Below are 15,291 nucleotides of genomic sequence, written 5' to 3'. Positions count from 1 at the left end.
ACACCGCCGGCACGCCACTATGCGGCGAAGGTCAAGTTCTCGACGCGTACCCTGACCCCATGTCTGCCGAAGAGCCGCTGTTCCGCATCGTCCGTGGCGTGCCCACCGCCGAGGAACTGGCCGCGCTGGTGGGTGTGATCGCGACCCGGTCCCGCCCGGTGGCGGCCCCCGCGCCGGCCCCGATCTCGCTGTGGAGCCGCAGCGCCCGCCCCACCGCCGCGGCGCCCGCCGCCGGCCGGGGCGCGTGGCGCGCATCCGGCCTTCCCCGCTGACCTTCCCCTGGTACGCCCCGACTCCGGTGGGCGGGCTCCCGTCGGTGGCCCGGACCCATTAACCTCACTCTGGGAAACGGTGCCGTGACGGTTAGGGAGTGTCGATGATCCCCCAGGAGGACCGCCCGACGTCCTGGTTGAGCGACTACGGCGGCATCGAGGCCGACATCCGCCAGCTCCGCGAGTTCGCCGAACGACTCGAGGCCGAGGTGCGGCAGAACTACGCTCCGCACCTGTCGTACATCGCGGACGACATGACCGCCGCGATCCCCAATCCCTGCGACTCGTTCCATGAGCTGGTGCAGTTCCTGCACGCCCACCACGAGACCCAGCAGGCCACCGCCGACACCATCTTCGACGTCCGGGACACCACCGGGCATTTGGCCGCCGCGGCCGGCGAGGTCGCCGCCCGGTACGCCGGCTCCGACGCCTTCTCCGCCGCCCGGGTCACCGACGTCGAACGCGCGCTCGCCGACCCGTCCACCAGCCGGCCCGGCCCGGCGCTCGTGCTCACCGATCCGGACAGGCTGGACAACCGCGGGGAGGTTCACTAGTGATCGAGCGCGGCGGCAGCGGGCGCGCCGGTCTCACCGACTGGCAGTCGATGGACGTGCTCAGCATGTGGGCCTGCATCCAGGACCACGACACCGCCAACCACTGGCGGCAGGTGTCCGGCTGGGTCAAGGTCTGCGACCTCGCGCAACTGCACCTGGGCCGGCTGCAGACGTACCGCGAGGGGCTGGCCCAGGCGTGGCCGCCGGAGACCAGCGCCGCCTCCCGGTCGTACCTCACCGAACTCGACGGCCTGATCGACCGCGTCCGCCGTACGCACGACGCCGCGTCAGCCAACCTCAAGGCCCTGTCCGGGGCCACCCGCGCCATCGACGACGCGAGGTCGCGGCTCCGCCCGCTCTTCGACGAGTACGTGGCCAAGCTCGGCCAGAAGCAGGCGTACGAGGAGACCGCCAACGACCCGAAGGCGGTGCTAGGTTCGCGGCTGCCGACGACGCCGCCGGTGACGGAGGCAGATCTTCAGCGGTTGGATGTACAGGCGCGCAGCGTGATGTATTCGCTCAGCGGCGAACTCCAGCAGGCCCAGGTAACCCTCCGCCAGCCCCCACCGTTGGCAAGGTCTCCCAAGCAAGTAGATGACCCCGACCTTTATGGCGGGCCACAAGCCCCAGTCATCCCCCCCATCGTGGCCATGCCGCTGCCAGCAATCCAGCCGTCTCCGATCAGCCGGACAACGACTTCGGCTCGTTCGGCTACGACACCGAAGGCACCAAATGTCGGGCCAGTGCTAGGTGGCGGGTCTGTTGCCCACACCGTGTCACCGACTCAGCCGACCCCTATTGCCCCAATCCCCGTAACCGGGCCTGGCCCGGTGCTCGGAGGTGCCGGTCCGGCACTAGCCTCCCCAGCCACGCCGCCCCTGCCGTCCACCACGCCGCCGGCTCCACCCACCATCACCACCGGTCCCGGACTGCCGCCCGCCTTGCCGCCGATCACCGGCTCGACCGGCCGCACCGGCACCCCAGGGCCGTTGCGCGGTCAACCGGGTCCCATGAGCCGCACCGTGGGCAGCGGAAACGGCACCCCGCACGTGCCACCGACCGCCCAACCACGCGCGATGCCCCCCGGTGGCCTGATCGGCGGCACCCCGGCCATGGGGCTGGGGCAGCCGGGTGCCAGCAACCCGCCGCGTCGGGTGAACCCGGTGGGCGGCGTGATTGGTGGTGGCAGCGCTGGAACCGGCCCCTCCGGCTCTGCTGGCTCCCGGCCTGGTGCAGGACGAGGCGGCCAACTCGGTGCGGCCCATGGAATGTCTCCGCTCGGCGGCGCCCCTATAGCCGGAGGTGGACGCGGCACGGGCGGAGCCAGACCTCACATCAGTGGGGGCCCATTCGGATCAGGTGGAAACACGGCAACCCATGGGGTGCAGGGAGCGCCCAGTCCGCCCGGCAGGCGCGACGGTGAAACCGAAGAGCGCCGCCGATGGGACCCCGACCACCCGTGGGAGACCGACGAGGGCGTCGCACCAGTCGTTCGCCCTCCCGAGGACGAAGGGCCAATCGACCCCGGCCCCGCCATCGGCTTCGGCCGTTGACGGGCCAAGTCTCCCGGGCGGTACTTGCCCTAATGCTCCTCTGCGCGACGGTTACGTTGCCAGTGGGCCTACCTACAGCCGCATCTGCCGACGACGGTGCAGCACGAGTTCGAGGGGACCAGTGGCATCTGCGTTACTTGCGGGTGGCGGAGGCGCAACGGATCAGCCAAGGGGCAGGCGTCACAGTGGCAGTACCGGACACCGGCGTCGCCCCCCATCCCGACTTGGCCCTTAACCTTCTTCCTGGCAGGGACTTCCTTTCAGGAGCAGATGACGGAAGGCATGATGCGGATAGCCATGGCACGTCAATGGCAGGCCTAATTGCCGCCCATGGCAGAGGCTTAGATCTCGGCGCGATGGGAGTTGCCCCAAAGGCGAAGCTCCTGCCCATACTTTGCTCGCCCCCGCACGGCCGGGGAGATCCTGATGCGTTGGCGAGGGGCATCGAATATGCCGTTGGCCAGCAGGTCGGGGTGGTCAGCATTTCCAGCGGCGGTGGTTCGAGCCCGCGGCTGAAGCAAGCCATCACCTCAGCGATTAAAGCGGATATCGTTGTTGTGGCAGCTGCTGGCAATCGACCCGAAGATCTCATGGTCAGTTATCCGGCTTCAGAACCGGGAGTTATCGCCGTCGGTGGCGTTGACCGTTCGGGAAACCATGCCGCTGTCTCGGTCACCGGCTCAGAGATCGACATTGCGGCTCCGGCCGTTGACATCGTCAGCACCAGCATCGACGGCAAATACTCAAAAGGAACCGGGACGTCGAGCGCCACGGCGATCGTGGCAGGCGCCGCGGCCCTGATCAGGTCCCGTTACCCGAAGCTCTCCGCCGAGGAGGTCGCCCACCGGCTCACCGCCACCGCCGTCGACAAGGGACCACCGGGTCGGGACGACCAGTACGGCTACGGGGTGATCGACCTGGTGGCGGCGCTGACAGCAGACGTACCCCCGTGGGGTGCCGGCACGGCGTCGGACCCGCCGGCGGCCCCGATCACCAGCGCGGCCGGCGGCCCGGCCACCACCGCGGTGGCCGACCCGCCCGGCGGGAAGGGCGGCGACGGCGGCGCGACGGTACGCGGGCTGGCCACCCTCGGGGTGCTGGTGGCGGCCGGTGGTGGATGGGCGCTGGTCCGGCGGCGCCGACGTGCCGACGACCCGCCGCCGCGGATCAGCCGGTAGCGTCGGCGGGGTGAACTCCACGCCGTTGCGCCTTGTCCTCGCCTCGCAGAGTCCCGCCCGTCGCAAGCTCCTCCAGGCGGCCGGGATCGAACCTGACGTGCTGGTCAGTGGGGTGGACGAGTCTCAGGTGGTCAGCGACCGGGCCGAGGACCTCTGCCTGGAGCTGGCCCGGCTCAAGGCGCAGGCCGTGCTCGGTCGCCTGCGGCAGAGTCCCGATGAGCGCACGCTGGTGCTGGGCTGCGACTCGGTGCTCGCCTTCGACGGCGAGATCCTCGGCAAGCCGCACGACCCGGCGGACGCGACGCGGCGGTGGGAGCGGATGCGGGGACGCAGCGGGGTGCTGCACACCGGGCACTGCCTGATCGGCGTCACGGACGGGTCGCGGGCGGAGCGGGTCGCCTCCACCACGGTGCACTTCGCCGACATCAGTGACGAGGAGATCGCCGCGTACGTGGCCACGGGTGAGCCGCTGGCCGTGGCGGGCGCGTTCACCATCGACGGACTGGGCGGGGCCTTCCTCACCGGGATCGAAGGTGACCCGGGCACGGTGGTCGGGCTCAGCCTGCCGCTGCTGCGCGACCTCCTCGGCGAACTGGGTCTCCGGATCACCGACCTGTGGACGAAGGTCGCGCCGGGCGGCCAGTCGGTCGAGCCGCTGGGCTAGCGTCCAGTCATGACCAGGAAGTCGCTCCCGCTCACCGACGAGCTGCACGCGTACCTCGTCGCCCACGGCTCCGCACCGGACGAGGTCGTCCGTGACCTGATGGCCGAGACGGTGGCCGCGCTGCCCGCCCAGGCCGGCATGCAGGTCGCGCCCGAGCAGGCCGGCTTCCTGACCTTCCTGACCCGGCTGCTCGGCGCCCGCCGGGCGGTCGAGGTGGGCACGTTCACCGGGCTCTCCGCGCTCGCCATCGCCCGTGGGATGCCCGCCGACGGCCGGCTGACCTGCTTCGACGTCTCCGAGGAGTACACCGGCATCGCCCGGCGGTACTGGGACCGGGCCGGGGTGGCGGACCGGATCGAGCTGCGCATCGGGCCGGCCGGCGACACGCTGCGCGAGCTGCCCCGGGAACGTCACCTCGACCTGGCGTTCATCGACGCCGACAAGACGGGCTACCCGGTCTACTGGGACGAGCTGGTGCCCAGGATGCGCCCCGGTGGGGTCATCGCGGTGGACAACACGTTGCGCGGCGGGCGGGTGATCGCCCCGGAGAATGCCGACGACCGGGCGATTGCCGCCTTCAACGACGCCGTGCTGGCCGATGTCCGGGTGGAGCCGGTGATGCTGCCGATCGCCGACGGCCTCACCCTGGCCCGGGTCCACTGACCCGACTTCCCGCAATCCGGTCCCTCACCGCTCACGGGCCCGACCGGACCAGGCGCGGCCTACCGCACCCCGCCCGAGGGGGATGTCAGGCGGGGACGGGCTCGCGGTCGGGCGTGGCCGGCGTCCGCAGCGCCCGGCCGAGCCGCACCGTGAGCAGCACCGCCGCGGCGATGAAGCCGGGCAGCAGCAGGAACGCCAGGTGCGGTCCGACCCCGTCGGCCACCCAGCCCAACGCCACCGGCGCGATCCCGAAGCCCACCCCCATCGAGTACGACGACCAGCCGGCCGCCTTGTCCGCGGCGGGGCCGGCTACGGCGAGCGCGATGGAGATGGCCAGCGGGTAGTGCAGTGCGTTGCCGAGGCCCAGGACGACCAGCCCAGTGACGGCGAGCCAGCCGACCGGCGCGATCCAGAACAGGGTGAAGCCGAGCAGCGAGACGGTGAGCGCGGCGAGCAGCAGCTGAGCCGGCGCCCAGCGCAGGGCGACCCGGCCACCGGCGAGGCGGCCGAGGAACATGCCGCAGACGATCGCGGCGACGGCGGCGGAGGCGGCGCCGGCGGACATCCCGGCGTGCGAGCGGAGCACGTCCGCGGTCCAGAGGGAGAGGCAGACTTCGATCGAGCCGGTGACCGCCATCAGCACCCAGGCGATCCAGTACGCCCGCGGCAGCCGCCCCGACACCGTGCCAGGTCCGGAATCTTGGACAGTTCCTGTTCCAGGCGAACGGAAAGTGTCCAAGATCGGGTTCGGCTCCGCGCCCGCCGAGGCGGACACCGCGCCGACCGGGGCGGCGGCGGGCGAGGGGGCCGCGCCGACCGGGGCGGCGGCAGCCGGAGGGGCGCCGTGCGGCAGGCGTACCCGGAAGGCGGTCGCGGCCAGGGCGACCAGCGCGATCAGCCCGACCTCGACGGCCATCACCGGTCGCCAGCCCCAGCCGGCGTCGACGCTGGCGCCGATGACCAGCGGGGCGAGGATGCCCATGCCGGCGCAGGCGGCGTTGGCCTCGGTCAGGGCGGCGGGCGCGGCCTCGCCGTGCCGGGCGGTGAGCACGACGGCGACGCCGCTGATCACCATCATGCCGGCGGTGGCGATGACGGCGACCGCGGCGAGGGTGGCCGGCAGCGGCCGGAGCAGCCCGAACGCGGTGACGCCGAGGGCCACGCCGGCCAGCCCGGTCCAGATGGCGCCGCCGCGGCCGACCCGGCGGGCGAGCGGGGCGAAGAGCGCGCCGCCGAGCAACGCCCCGACCGCAACGGCGGTGCTGTGCAGGCCGGCGACGGCCGCGCTGGTGCCCTGCTCGTCGCGGAGCAGCGGCACGACCGGGCCGAAGCCGTAGAGGAAGAAGCCCCACAAGCCCATCTGGGCGTAGGTCAGCCAGGTGGTCTTGTCATGGGTGAGGCGGGGCACTGGCCTTACGCTACAAGCGCTCGGCCGCCGCCCCGCCCCTGGTGAGAGGGAGGTCTCTTCCGTTCAGCGGACGCTACGGGCGAACTGCCGGGCGGCCCAGACCACGCCGGCGACGGCGAGCACCGCGATGATGCTCATGCCCTGCCACACCTTGTCGTTGCCGAGGTCGCCGGCGAACAGGGCGCGCACCCCGTCGACCGCCCAGGAGAACGGGTTCCACTTGGCGACGCCCTGCAACCAGCCGGGGGCGAAGGTGAGTGGCAGCAGGATGCCGGAGAGCAGCAGGACCGGCTGGGCCACGGTGTTCATCAGTGGCGCGAGCGCGTCCTCGCTCTTGACCTTGAGCGCCACGCCGTAGGAGACGGCGGAGGTCATCAGCGCGATCAGGGCCAGCATCAGGTACGCCAGGAGCAGGTTGCCGATGAAGACGCGCAGGTCGAACAGGAGCGCCAGCAGGGTGATGATGACGGCCTGGACGAGCAGCGAGACGACGTCGCGCAGGGAACGGCCGAGCAGCAGGGCGAGCCGGCTGACCGGGGTGACCCGGGACCGTTCGATGATGCCGGCGCGCAGCTCGGCGATCAGGCCGAAGCCCTGGAACAGGCCGCCGAAGATGGCCAGCAGCACCAGCAGGCCGGGCACGAAGATCTTGTACGCGGCGGCCTGGGTGGGCGCGTTCAGCGCGGGCTTGAGCAGCGGGGCGAAGAGCAGCAGGTACATCACCGGCTGGAAGACGCCGACGAAGATCCAGACCGGGTTGCGCAGGAGCAGTTGGGTCTGGCGCCGGAAGATGAGCCAGGTGTCGTGGGCGAATTTCATGGCAGCTTCTCCGGTTCTCAGGACTCGCGCAGCGAGCGGCCGGTCTTGGTGAGGAAGACGTCGTCGAGGCTGGGGCGGTGCAGCTCGATCGAGCGCAGGTCGAGCCCGGCGTGGTCGAGCCGGCGCAGGATCTGCGGGATGGCGGTGGCCCCGTCGTCGACGAAGAGCCGCAGGCCACCACCGTCGGCGGTCTCGAGCTTGTTGACGTACTCCTCGGTGTCGAGCAGTTCGGCGGCCTGCGGGGTGGCGGGCAGGTCGAGCCCGACCAGGACGACGTCGCCGGAGATCTCCCGCTTGAGTTCGGCCGGGGTGCCCTCGGCGACCACCTCGCCGTTGTCCATGATCGCGATCCGGTCGCAGAGCGCGTCTGCCTCGTCGAGGTAGTGGGTGGTGATGAAGACGGTCATCCCCTCGGCGCGCAGCCGGCGGATCTCGTCCCACATGTGGGCACGGCTCTGCGGGTCGAGGCCGGTGGTCGGCTCGTCCAGGAAGACGATCTTCGGCTCGTGGATGATGCCGAGCGCGATCTCGACCCGGCGGCGCTGGCCACCGGAGTACGTCTTGCACTTGCGGTCGGCGTACTCGGTGAGCTGGAAGGCGTCCAGGGCGCGGACGGCCCGCCGCTGGGCGTCGGCCTTGCCGATGCCGTAGAGCCGCGCCTGGAGCACCAGTTCCTCGCGGGCGGTGGAGTCGTCCCAGGTGCTGCCGCCCTGCGGCACGTAGCCGATCCGGCGGCGCACCCCGGCCGGGTCCTTGCGCAGGTCGGCGCCGGCGATGGTGGCCTCCCCGCCGTCCGGCTCGATCAGCGTGGCGAGCATCCGCAGCGTGGTGGTCTTGCCGGCCCCGTTGGGGCCGAGGAAGCCGAAGATCTCGCCCTCGGCGACCGCCAGGTCCACCCCGCGTACAGCGTCGACGGTCTTCGTCTCCCTACCCGCGCGGGAGCGGAACGACTTCCGCAGCCCCCTGGTCTCGATCATCTCTGCTCCTGGTCGTCCGGGCCGGAGGTGACCGGCCGCCGATCGCCCGCGTCGGAACGCACCTGTCCCGCGCGGCAGCGTGAGGCTATCGCGATATAACTCTTATGGTCAACGTTGATTAATCCGCGTTCAGGTCGCCGGGCTTCTCGCCGTTCCGCCAGCCCGGTGCGCGCTCCATCCCAGCGGGCAGGTACGACACTCCCGACTCGATCCGCTCCGCGACCCGCTCGCACCAGGAGATCTCCACCTCGGCCCGGGCGAGCCAGAGTTCCAACATCCACGTCACGTGCACGGGCTTGTTGTTGCGCGCCCAGTCCGACTCCATCGAGGCGCGGGCCGCGCCGAGCCCGGCCCGGATCAGGTTCGCCCGGTTGCGCAGTGCCGCCGCCGCCTCGCCGCGGGGCAGCGCGGGCAGGAACGAGAAGGCCGCCGTGAACGGGTCCGGCCGGTCGTGGACCTGCCACCACTGGGCCCGCAGCAGCGTCTCGAACTCCTCCTCCCCCTTCGGCGTCACCTCGTACGAGGTGCGGGCGGGGCGGGCGCCGACCTGCTCGGTGGAGACCGCGCGCAGCAGGCCCTCGTCGGCGAGCTTGCGCAGCGCGTGGTAGATCGAGCCGGGCTGCACGTTGGCCCACTTGTCCGCGCTCCAGCTCAGCAGCTCACGTCGCACGTCATAGCCGTGCACCGGCTGCATCCACCTGACCAGGCCCAGAATCATCATCCGCGTTGCCGACACCCCACAAGCGTAATAAACAAGTTTGACTAGCCGTCGGAACGGCAGTGCCGCATCCCACACTGAGCGATCGTTAGGGTCGGCGGGCCGGCCGATACACTCCCGGTCATCGACCCCCGGGGAGGAGCACCAAGGTGCGCAAGGTACTCATCGCCAACCGCGGCGAGATCGCCGTCCGCGTCATCCGCGCCTGCCGCGACGCCGGCCTGGCCAGCGTCGCCGTCTACGCCGACTCCGACCGGGACGCCCTGCACGCCACCCTCGCCGACGAGGCGTACGCCCTCGGCGGCGACACCGCGGCGGACAGCTACCTGCGGATCGACAAGCTGATCGACGTCGCCGCGAAGGCCGGCGCCGACGCGGTGCACCCCGGCTACGGCTTCCTCTCCGAGAACGCCGACTTCGCCCAGGCCGTCATCGACGCCGGGCTGACCTGGATCGGCCCCACGCCGCAGGCGATCCGCGACCTCGGCGACAAGGTGACCGCCCGGCACATCGCCCAGCGCGCCGGCGCCCCGCTGGTCCCCGGCACGCCGGACCCGGTCGGCGGTGCCGACGAGGTGATCGCGTTCGCCGTGGACCACGGCCTGCCGGTCGCGATCAAGGCGGCCTTCGGCGGCGGCGGGCGCGGCCTCAAGGTGGCCCGCACGATGGAGGAGATCCCGCACCTGTTCGAGTCGGCCACCCGCGAGGCGGTCGCCGCGTTCGGCCGGGGTGAGTGCTTCGTCGAGCGCTACCTGGACAAGCCGCGCCACGTCGAGGCGCAGGTCCTCGCCGACCAGCACGGCAACGTGATCGTGGTCGGCACCCGGGACTGCTCGTTGCAGCGCCGGCACCAGAAGCTGGTCGAGGAGGCCCCCGCGCCGTTCCTCACCGACGCCCAGCGCGCCCAGATCCACGACAGCGCCAAGGCGATCTGCCGGGAGGCCGGCTACCACGGCGCCGGCACGGTCGAGTACCTGGTCGGCGCGGACGGCACCATCTCCTTCCTGGAGGTCAACACCCGGCTCCAGGTCGAGCACCCGGTCACCGAGGAGACCGCCGGCATCGACCTGGTCCGCGAGCAGTTCCGGATCGCCGACGGCGACAAGCTGCGGATCACCGAGGACCCGACGCCGCGCGGGCACGCCATCGAGTTCCGGATCAACGGCGAGGACCCGGGCCGCAACTTCCTGCCCGCCCCGGGCACGGTCACCGCGCTGCGGCTGCCCAGCGGCCCCGGCGTCCGGGTCGACACCGGCATCTCGGCCGGTGACGTGATCGGCGGCAACTTCGACTCGCTGCTGGCCAAGGTGATCATCGTCGGCGAGACGCGTACCGAGGCCCTGGAGCGGGCCCGCCGCGCCCTGGACGAGATGGTCGTCGACGGCATGGCCACCGCGCTGCCCTTCCACCGCCTGGTGGTCCGGGACGAGGCGTTCACCGCCGAGCCGTTCACCGTGCACACCCGGTGGATCGAGACCGAGTTCGACAACACCGTGCCGGCCTTCACCGCGACCCCTGGCGCCGCCGAGGGCCCGGCCGAGCGCGAGACCGTCGTGGTCGAGGTGGGTGGCAAGCGGCTGGAGGTGACCCTCCCCGCCGGCCTCGCCGCTGGTACGACCACCGCCGCGCCCGCCGCGAAGAAGCCGGCCCGGCGGGGTGGCGGCGCCAAGGCCGGCGCCACCGTCGGCGGGGACTCGCTCACCTCGCCCATGCAGGGCACCATCGTCAAGATCGCCGTAGCGGACGGGGACACCGTCGCCGAGGGTGACCTGGTGGTCGTCCTGGAGGCGATGAAGATGGAGCAGCCGCTGCACGCCCACAAGGCCGGCACCGTCAGCGGCCTCTCCGCCGCGGTCGGCGCGACCATCGGCGCCGGCGCCGCCATCTGCACCATCGCCTGACCCGACGCCCTGAGGGTGCGCGGGCTGGCGAGGACGAGAGCACTCGGACCGATATACCTCTGAGGCATATTGATGCCTGAGAGGTATATCGCTCACCGAGCATCCGCCCGGCAGCCGCGAACCGCGCAGGAGCGGCTCCCAGGCCCCGCGAACCGCGCAGGAGCAGCTCCCAGGCCCCGCGAACCGCGCAGGAGCAGCTCCGAGGCCGCGCGTGGCGTGGGGGGCGAGCCGCCCGGCGGCGACGGGCGGTCGGGTGGTTTGGGCCACCAGCGGCGGCGGGAACGACCCCGAGCGGGAATGATGGCCGGGTGCGGTTCCTTCATGGCGCGGTCCCCGCGCACGACCTGACCTACAACGACGTCTTCATGGCGCCGGCCCGCTCCGACGTGGGCTCGCGGCTGGACGTCGACCTGTCCAGCGGCGACGGCACCGGCACCACCATCCCGCTGGTGGTGTCGAACATGACGGCGGTCGCCGGCCGGCGGATGGCGGAGACGGTCGCCCGGCGGGGCGCCATCGCGGTCATCCCCCAGGACATTCCGATCGAGGTGGTGGCGAACGTCGTCGCCTGGGTCAAGCAGCGGCACCTGGTGCACGACACGGCGATCACCCTCGGCCCCACCGACACCGTGGGCGACGCCATCCACCTGCTGCCGAAGCGCTCGCACGGCGCGGTGGTCGTGGTCGACGCCGACGGCCGGCCGATGGGCGTGGTCACCGAGGCGGACACCGTGGGCGTGGACCGCTTCGCCCAGCTCCGGCACGTGATGTCGACCGAGCTGCACACCGTGCCGGCGGACGCCGACCCGCGTACCGGCTTCGACCGGCTCTCCGCCGGCCGGCGCCGGCTCGCCCCGGTTGTCGACGCCGACGGCCGGCTGGTCGGGGTGCTGACCCGGCAGGGCGCGCTGCGCGCCACCCTCTACAGGCCGGCGGTCGACGACCGGGGGCGGCTGCGGATCGCCGCCGCGGTGGGCATCAACGGCGACGTGACCGGCAAGGCCGCCGCCCTGCTCGAGGCGGGCGTGGACACGCTTGTCGTGGACACCGCGCACGGCCACCAGGAGCGGATGATCTCGGCGTTGCGGGCGGTCCGCAAGCTCGACCCGGGCGTGCCGGTGGCGGCCGGCAACGTGGTGACCGCCGACGGCGTACGCGACCTGGTGGAGGCGGGCGCCGACATCGTCAAGGTCGGCGTCGGGCCGGGCGCCATGTGCACCACCCGGATGATGACCGGCGTCGGCCGCCCGCAGTTCTCCGCGGTGCTCGACTGCTCGGCGGCGGCCCGCGCGCTCGGCCGGCACGTCTGGGCCGACGGCGGCGTCCGGCACCCGCGGGACGTGGCGTTGGCGTTGGCCGCCGGCGCGTCGAACGTGATGATCGGTTCGTGGTTCGCCGGCACCTACGAGTCCCCCGGTGACCTCTACACCGACGCGGACGGCCGGCGGTACAAGGAGAGCTTCGGCATGGCGTCGGCCCGCGCGGTCAGCGCGCGTACCGCCGAGGACAGCGCCTTCGAGCGGGCCCGCAAGGCGATGTTCGAGGAGGGCATCTCCTCGGCCCGGATGTACCTGGACCCGAGCCGGCCCGGCGTGGAGGACCTGATCGACGAGATCATCTCCGGGGTGCGCAGCGCCTTCACCTACGCCGGCGCCCGCAACCTGGACGAGTTCCACGAGCGCGCCCTGGTCGGCGTGCAGTCCACCACCGGTTACACGGAGGGCATGCCGATCCCCACCAGTTGGTGAGCCGCCGGTCGCCCCTCGCCCCAGTCGGCGAGGGGCCCGGCGGTCAGCGGAACAGCCGGCCGATCACCTCGCGGGCGGCGGCCTCCGGGTCGGCGCCGACCCGGGTCGGCAGGGCGCCGGAGAGCCAGAGCGTCGCGAAGCCGTGCACGATGGACCAGGCCGCGAGCGCGTCGACGTCCGGGTCGCCTCCGGTGTGCCGGGCGACCCCGGCGCGCAGCAGCTCCCCGGTGCGGTCGCGGGCCGCCACCAGCTCCGGGTCGTCGGCGCGGTAGAGCTCCGGGCGGAACATCACCTCGAAGTGGGCCTTGTGCCGCACCGCGAAGCCGACGTAGGCCACGCCGGTGGCCAGCAGGTCGTCCCCGCCGCCCCGCAGCGCCTCGCCGAGCAGGTCGAACCCCTGGGTGGCCAGCGCGGTGAGCAGCCCGGCCTTGTCGCCGAAGTGGTGGGCGGGGGCGGCGTGCGAGACGCCGGCCCGGCGGGCCAGGTCGCGCAGGCTCAGGGCGGCCGGGTCGGACCCGGCCATCGCCTGGGCCGCCGCGTCGAGCAGCGCGCGGCGCAGGTCCCCGTGATGGTACGAACGCGATCCGGCCATGCCGACAGCCTAACTTGTCATTGACAAGTTACCCCTTCAGGGCTCAATCTTGTCATCGACAAGATTGGTCTCCGGAGGGACACCCGTGGCACCCCTGATCGCTCTCCTCGCCGGCACCACGGCGGCCCGGCTCGCCGGCCTGCTGGGCGCGTCCGCCCTGGACGGCTGGCACCCCGCGCTGCGGGTCGGCCTGGCGCTGATGTTCCTGCTGACCGGCGTGGCCCACTTCGCGTCCCGCCGCGCCGACCTGATCGCCATGGTCCCGCCCGCGCTGCCCCGGCCCGACCTGCTGGTCACCCTGACCGGCGTGCTGGAACTCGCCGGAGCGGTCGCACTGCTCGTGCCGGCCACCGCCCGTTGGGCCGCCGCCGGCCTGGCGCTGCTGACGCTGGCCATGTTCCCGGCCAACGTCACGGCCGCCCGCCGCCGGCTCACCCTCGCCGGCCGGCCGGTCACCCCGCTGGGCGTACGCACCGCCCTCCAGCTGGTGTTCGTCGCCGCCGCACTGGCGGTCGCGTTCGGCGGTTGACCGGTCGTCGCCGAAGGTGACGGGGGAAGGGCCCCTGGCTCGCAGGGGCCCTTCCCTCACGCCTTCGCGGGCTCGGCGGGGGCGGCGGGCGGGGTTTCGGCCTGGTCGGCGTCGACCCGGGGCAGGCGCAGGCAGGCGAGCAGGCCGACCAGCAGGAAGCCGGCCGCGGCGAAGGCGGCGTACCGGGTGGCGTCGGAGAAGGCCACCTTCGCCTCCTGGGCGATCGGGGCGGTACGCGGATCCGCGGCCAGCCCGCCGATCGCCGCCCCGGCGCTCTCCTTGACTGCGGCCACCACCTGCTCCCGCTGGGCGGGCGCGAGGCCGGGCTGGTCGGCGAGGCGGTCGGTGAGGATGCCGCCGAGGCCGGCGAAGAGGACGGTGCCGAGCACCGCGATGCCGAGGGCGGAGCCGACCTGCCGGGCGGTGCTCTGCAGGCCGGAGCCCTGGCCGCTCTGGCGTACCGGGACCTCGGCGAGGGAGACGCCGGTGAGCTGCGCGGTGGCCAGGCCGACGCCCATGCCGTACACGAAGAGGAAGCCCAGCGGTGCCCACCAGCTGGTGTCCGGCGAGACGACCAGGCCGAGGCCGGCGACGCCGACCAGTTCGGCGGCGACGCCGAGCTGGACCGCCCGGGCGGCTCCGCGCTTGCGGGTGAGCGCGGCGCCGAGCCCGCTGGCGACGAAGCTGCCCACGGCCAGCGGCAACAGGGCCAGGCCGGTGTCGAAGGCGCTGTAGCCCAGGACGTTCTGGTACCACAGCGGCAGGGCGAAGAGCAGGCCGAACTCGCCGAGGCTGACGATCGCGGCGGCCAGGATGCCGTTGCGGAACGAGGCGATGCCGAACAACGACAGGTCCAGCAGGGCGGGCCGGCCGGCGCGGTTGCGTCGCACCTGCTGAACCAGGAATACGCCGAGCACCGCCAGGCCGACGATGCCGGCGACCGGGACCGGCGAGATCGCGGCGGTCCAGTCGAGCCCGAAGAGGCTGAACGGGCGTTCCCGCTGCCACCAGCCGTAGGTGCGGCCCTCGATCAGCGCGAAGACCACCCCGGTCATGCCGATCACCGACAGCAGCGCGCCGAGCAGGTCGACCCGGCGTTCGGCCCGGTCGTCGCGGGACTCGGCGACCAGGGCCAGGGTGGCGACCACGACGGCGAGGCCGACCGGGATGTTGATGCCGAAGGCCCAGCGCCACGAGTACGTGGTGGTGAGCCAGCCGCCGAGCAGTGGGCCGAGGGCGGCGGCACCGCCGATGGTGGAGCCCCAGACGGCGAAGGCGATGCCCTTCTCCCGGCCGGTGAAGTTGGCGTTGAGCAGGGAGAGCGAGGTGGGCAGCATCATCGCTCCACCGATGCCCTGCACCACCCGGGCGGCGATCAGCGCCTCGCCGGAGCCGGCGACCGCGGCGAGCACGCTGGCCGCGACGAAGACGGCGACGCCGGTGACGAACATCCGCCGCCGCCCGGACCGGTCGGCGAACCGGCCGGCCACCAGCAGCAGCGCCGCGAAGACCAGCGTGTACGCCTCCTGCACCCACTGCGCGTCGGTGGAGGTGATCTCCAGGTCGCGGATGATCTGCGGTACGGCGACGTTGACGATCGTGGCATCCACGATGATCATCGCCACGCCGAGGCTGATGGCGAACAGCCCCCACCAGCGTCCGCGCCCCTCGCTGCGCATCACTACCTCCTCGCTTTAGCTAGATTTTCTAGCTAC

General features: G+C 72.5%; 14 protein-coding genes. 8 read left to right on the top strand and 6 right to left on the bottom strand.

Translation table 11 applies throughout. The features are described 5' to 3' along the window. Positions 1–59 precede the first annotated feature (59 nt). The 5 genes from GA0074704_RS07310 to GA0074704_RS07285 all read left to right on the top strand — a co-directional run bounded on the left by GA0074704_RS07310 (position 60) and on the right by GA0074704_RS07285 (position 4,884). On the top strand, positions 60–272 hold the full coding sequence (locus tag GA0074704_RS07310) for an acyl-CoA carboxylase subunit epsilon (protein ID WP_088969790.1): 213 nt from the start codon (positions 60–62) through the stop codon (positions 270–272). Between the two features lie 104 nt (positions 273–376). After that, positions 377–826 carry a hypothetical protein gene (locus GA0074704_RS07305; RefSeq protein ID WP_088973514.1) on the top strand — a complete coding sequence of 150 codons (450 nt, stop codon included), beginning with the start codon at positions 377–379 and terminating at the stop codon, positions 824–826. Between the two features lie 1,585 nt (positions 827–2,411). Continuing rightward, complete coding sequence (locus tag GA0074704_RS07295; RefSeq protein WP_088969789.1) at positions 2,412–3,557, top strand: S8 family serine peptidase; 1,146 nt, start codon at positions 2,412–2,414, stop codon at positions 3,555–3,557. Positions 3,558–3,567: 10 nt separating this feature from the next. Beyond that, positions 3,568–4,221, top strand: coding sequence for a Maf family protein (locus tag GA0074704_RS07290; protein ID WP_088973512.1), 654 nt, complete (start codon positions 3,568–3,570; stop codon positions 4,219–4,221). Between the two features lie 9 nt (positions 4,222–4,230). Next, positions 4,231–4,884 (top strand): O-methyltransferase, encoded by a 654-nt coding sequence (locus GA0074704_RS07285; protein ID WP_088969788.1) that lies wholly within the window; start codon positions 4,231–4,233, stop codon positions 4,882–4,884. A gap of 85 nt (positions 4,885–4,969) precedes the next feature. Here GA0074704_RS07285 and GA0074704_RS07280 read toward each other — a convergent pair whose 3' ends face one another. The 4 genes from GA0074704_RS07280 to GA0074704_RS07265 form a co-directional block, all read right to left on the bottom strand. After that, on the bottom strand, positions 4,970–6,292 hold the full coding sequence (locus tag GA0074704_RS07280) for an MFS transporter (protein WP_088969787.1): 1,323 nt from the start codon (positions 6,290–6,292) through the stop codon (positions 4,970–4,972). 63 nt (positions 6,293–6,355) lie between these two features. Beyond that, entirely contained in the window at positions 6,356–7,111 is a 756-nt protein-coding gene (locus GA0074704_RS07275; protein WP_088969786.1) for an ABC transporter permease, read from the bottom strand. 17 nt (positions 7,112–7,128) lie between these two features. Next, positions 7,129–8,088 carry an ATP-binding cassette domain-containing protein gene (locus GA0074704_RS07270; protein WP_088969785.1) on the bottom strand — a complete coding sequence of 320 codons (960 nt, stop codon included), beginning with the start codon at positions 8,086–8,088 and terminating at the stop codon, positions 7,129–7,131. A 118-nt stretch (positions 8,089–8,206) separates the two neighbouring features. Further along, a complete protein-coding gene (locus tag GA0074704_RS07265) occupies positions 8,207–8,809 on the bottom strand; it encodes a PadR family transcriptional regulator (RefSeq protein ID WP_088969784.1) in 603 nt (200 codons plus the stop codon). A 146-nt stretch (positions 8,810–8,955) separates the two neighbouring features. Here GA0074704_RS07265 and GA0074704_RS07260 point away from each other — a divergent pair, with 146 nt between their 5' ends. Then, positions 8,956–10,707, top strand: a complete 1,752-nt coding sequence (locus GA0074704_RS07260) for an acetyl/propionyl/methylcrotonyl-CoA carboxylase subunit alpha (RefSeq protein ID WP_088969783.1) — start codon at positions 8,956–8,958, stop codon at positions 10,705–10,707. A 308-nt stretch (positions 10,708–11,015) separates the two neighbouring features. Beyond that, the gene (locus GA0074704_RS07255) at positions 11,016–12,455 is read left to right on the top strand and encodes a GuaB1 family IMP dehydrogenase-related protein (protein WP_088969782.1); all 1,440 of its coding nucleotides are present in this window, start codon (positions 11,016–11,018) and stop codon (positions 12,453–12,455) included. Positions 12,456–12,498: 43 nt separating this feature from the next. Here the strand turns inward: GA0074704_RS07255 and GA0074704_RS07250 are convergent, their stop codons facing one another. Then, on the bottom strand, positions 12,499–13,047 hold the full coding sequence (locus tag GA0074704_RS07250) for a TetR/AcrR family transcriptional regulator (protein ID WP_088969781.1): 549 nt from the start codon (positions 13,045–13,047) through the stop codon (positions 12,499–12,501). A gap of 85 nt (positions 13,048–13,132) precedes the next feature. On the opposite strand from GA0074704_RS07250, the gene GA0074704_RS07245 reads away from it, so the two are divergent. Beyond that, positions 13,133–13,576: a DoxX family protein gene (locus tag GA0074704_RS07245; protein ID WP_088969780.1), complete on the top strand. Its 444-nt coding sequence runs from the start codon at positions 13,133–13,135 to the stop codon at positions 13,574–13,576. A 56-nt stretch (positions 13,577–13,632) separates the two neighbouring features. On the opposite strand, the gene GA0074704_RS07240 is transcribed toward GA0074704_RS07245, so the two are convergent. Beyond that, a complete protein-coding gene (locus tag GA0074704_RS07240; protein ID WP_088969779.1) occupies positions 13,633–15,255 on the bottom strand; it encodes a DHA2 family efflux MFS transporter permease subunit in 1,623 nt (540 codons plus the stop codon). Between the last annotated feature and the right edge of the window lie 36 nt (positions 15,256–15,291).

It is taken from the genome of Micromonospora siamensis (assembly GCF_900090305.1).
Taxonomy (GTDB): Bacteria; Actinomycetota; Actinomycetes; order Mycobacteriales; family Micromonosporaceae; genus Micromonospora; species Micromonospora siamensis.
Note: the sequence above shows the minus strand (reverse complement) of the source record. Positions and strands in the feature narration are given on the sequence as shown.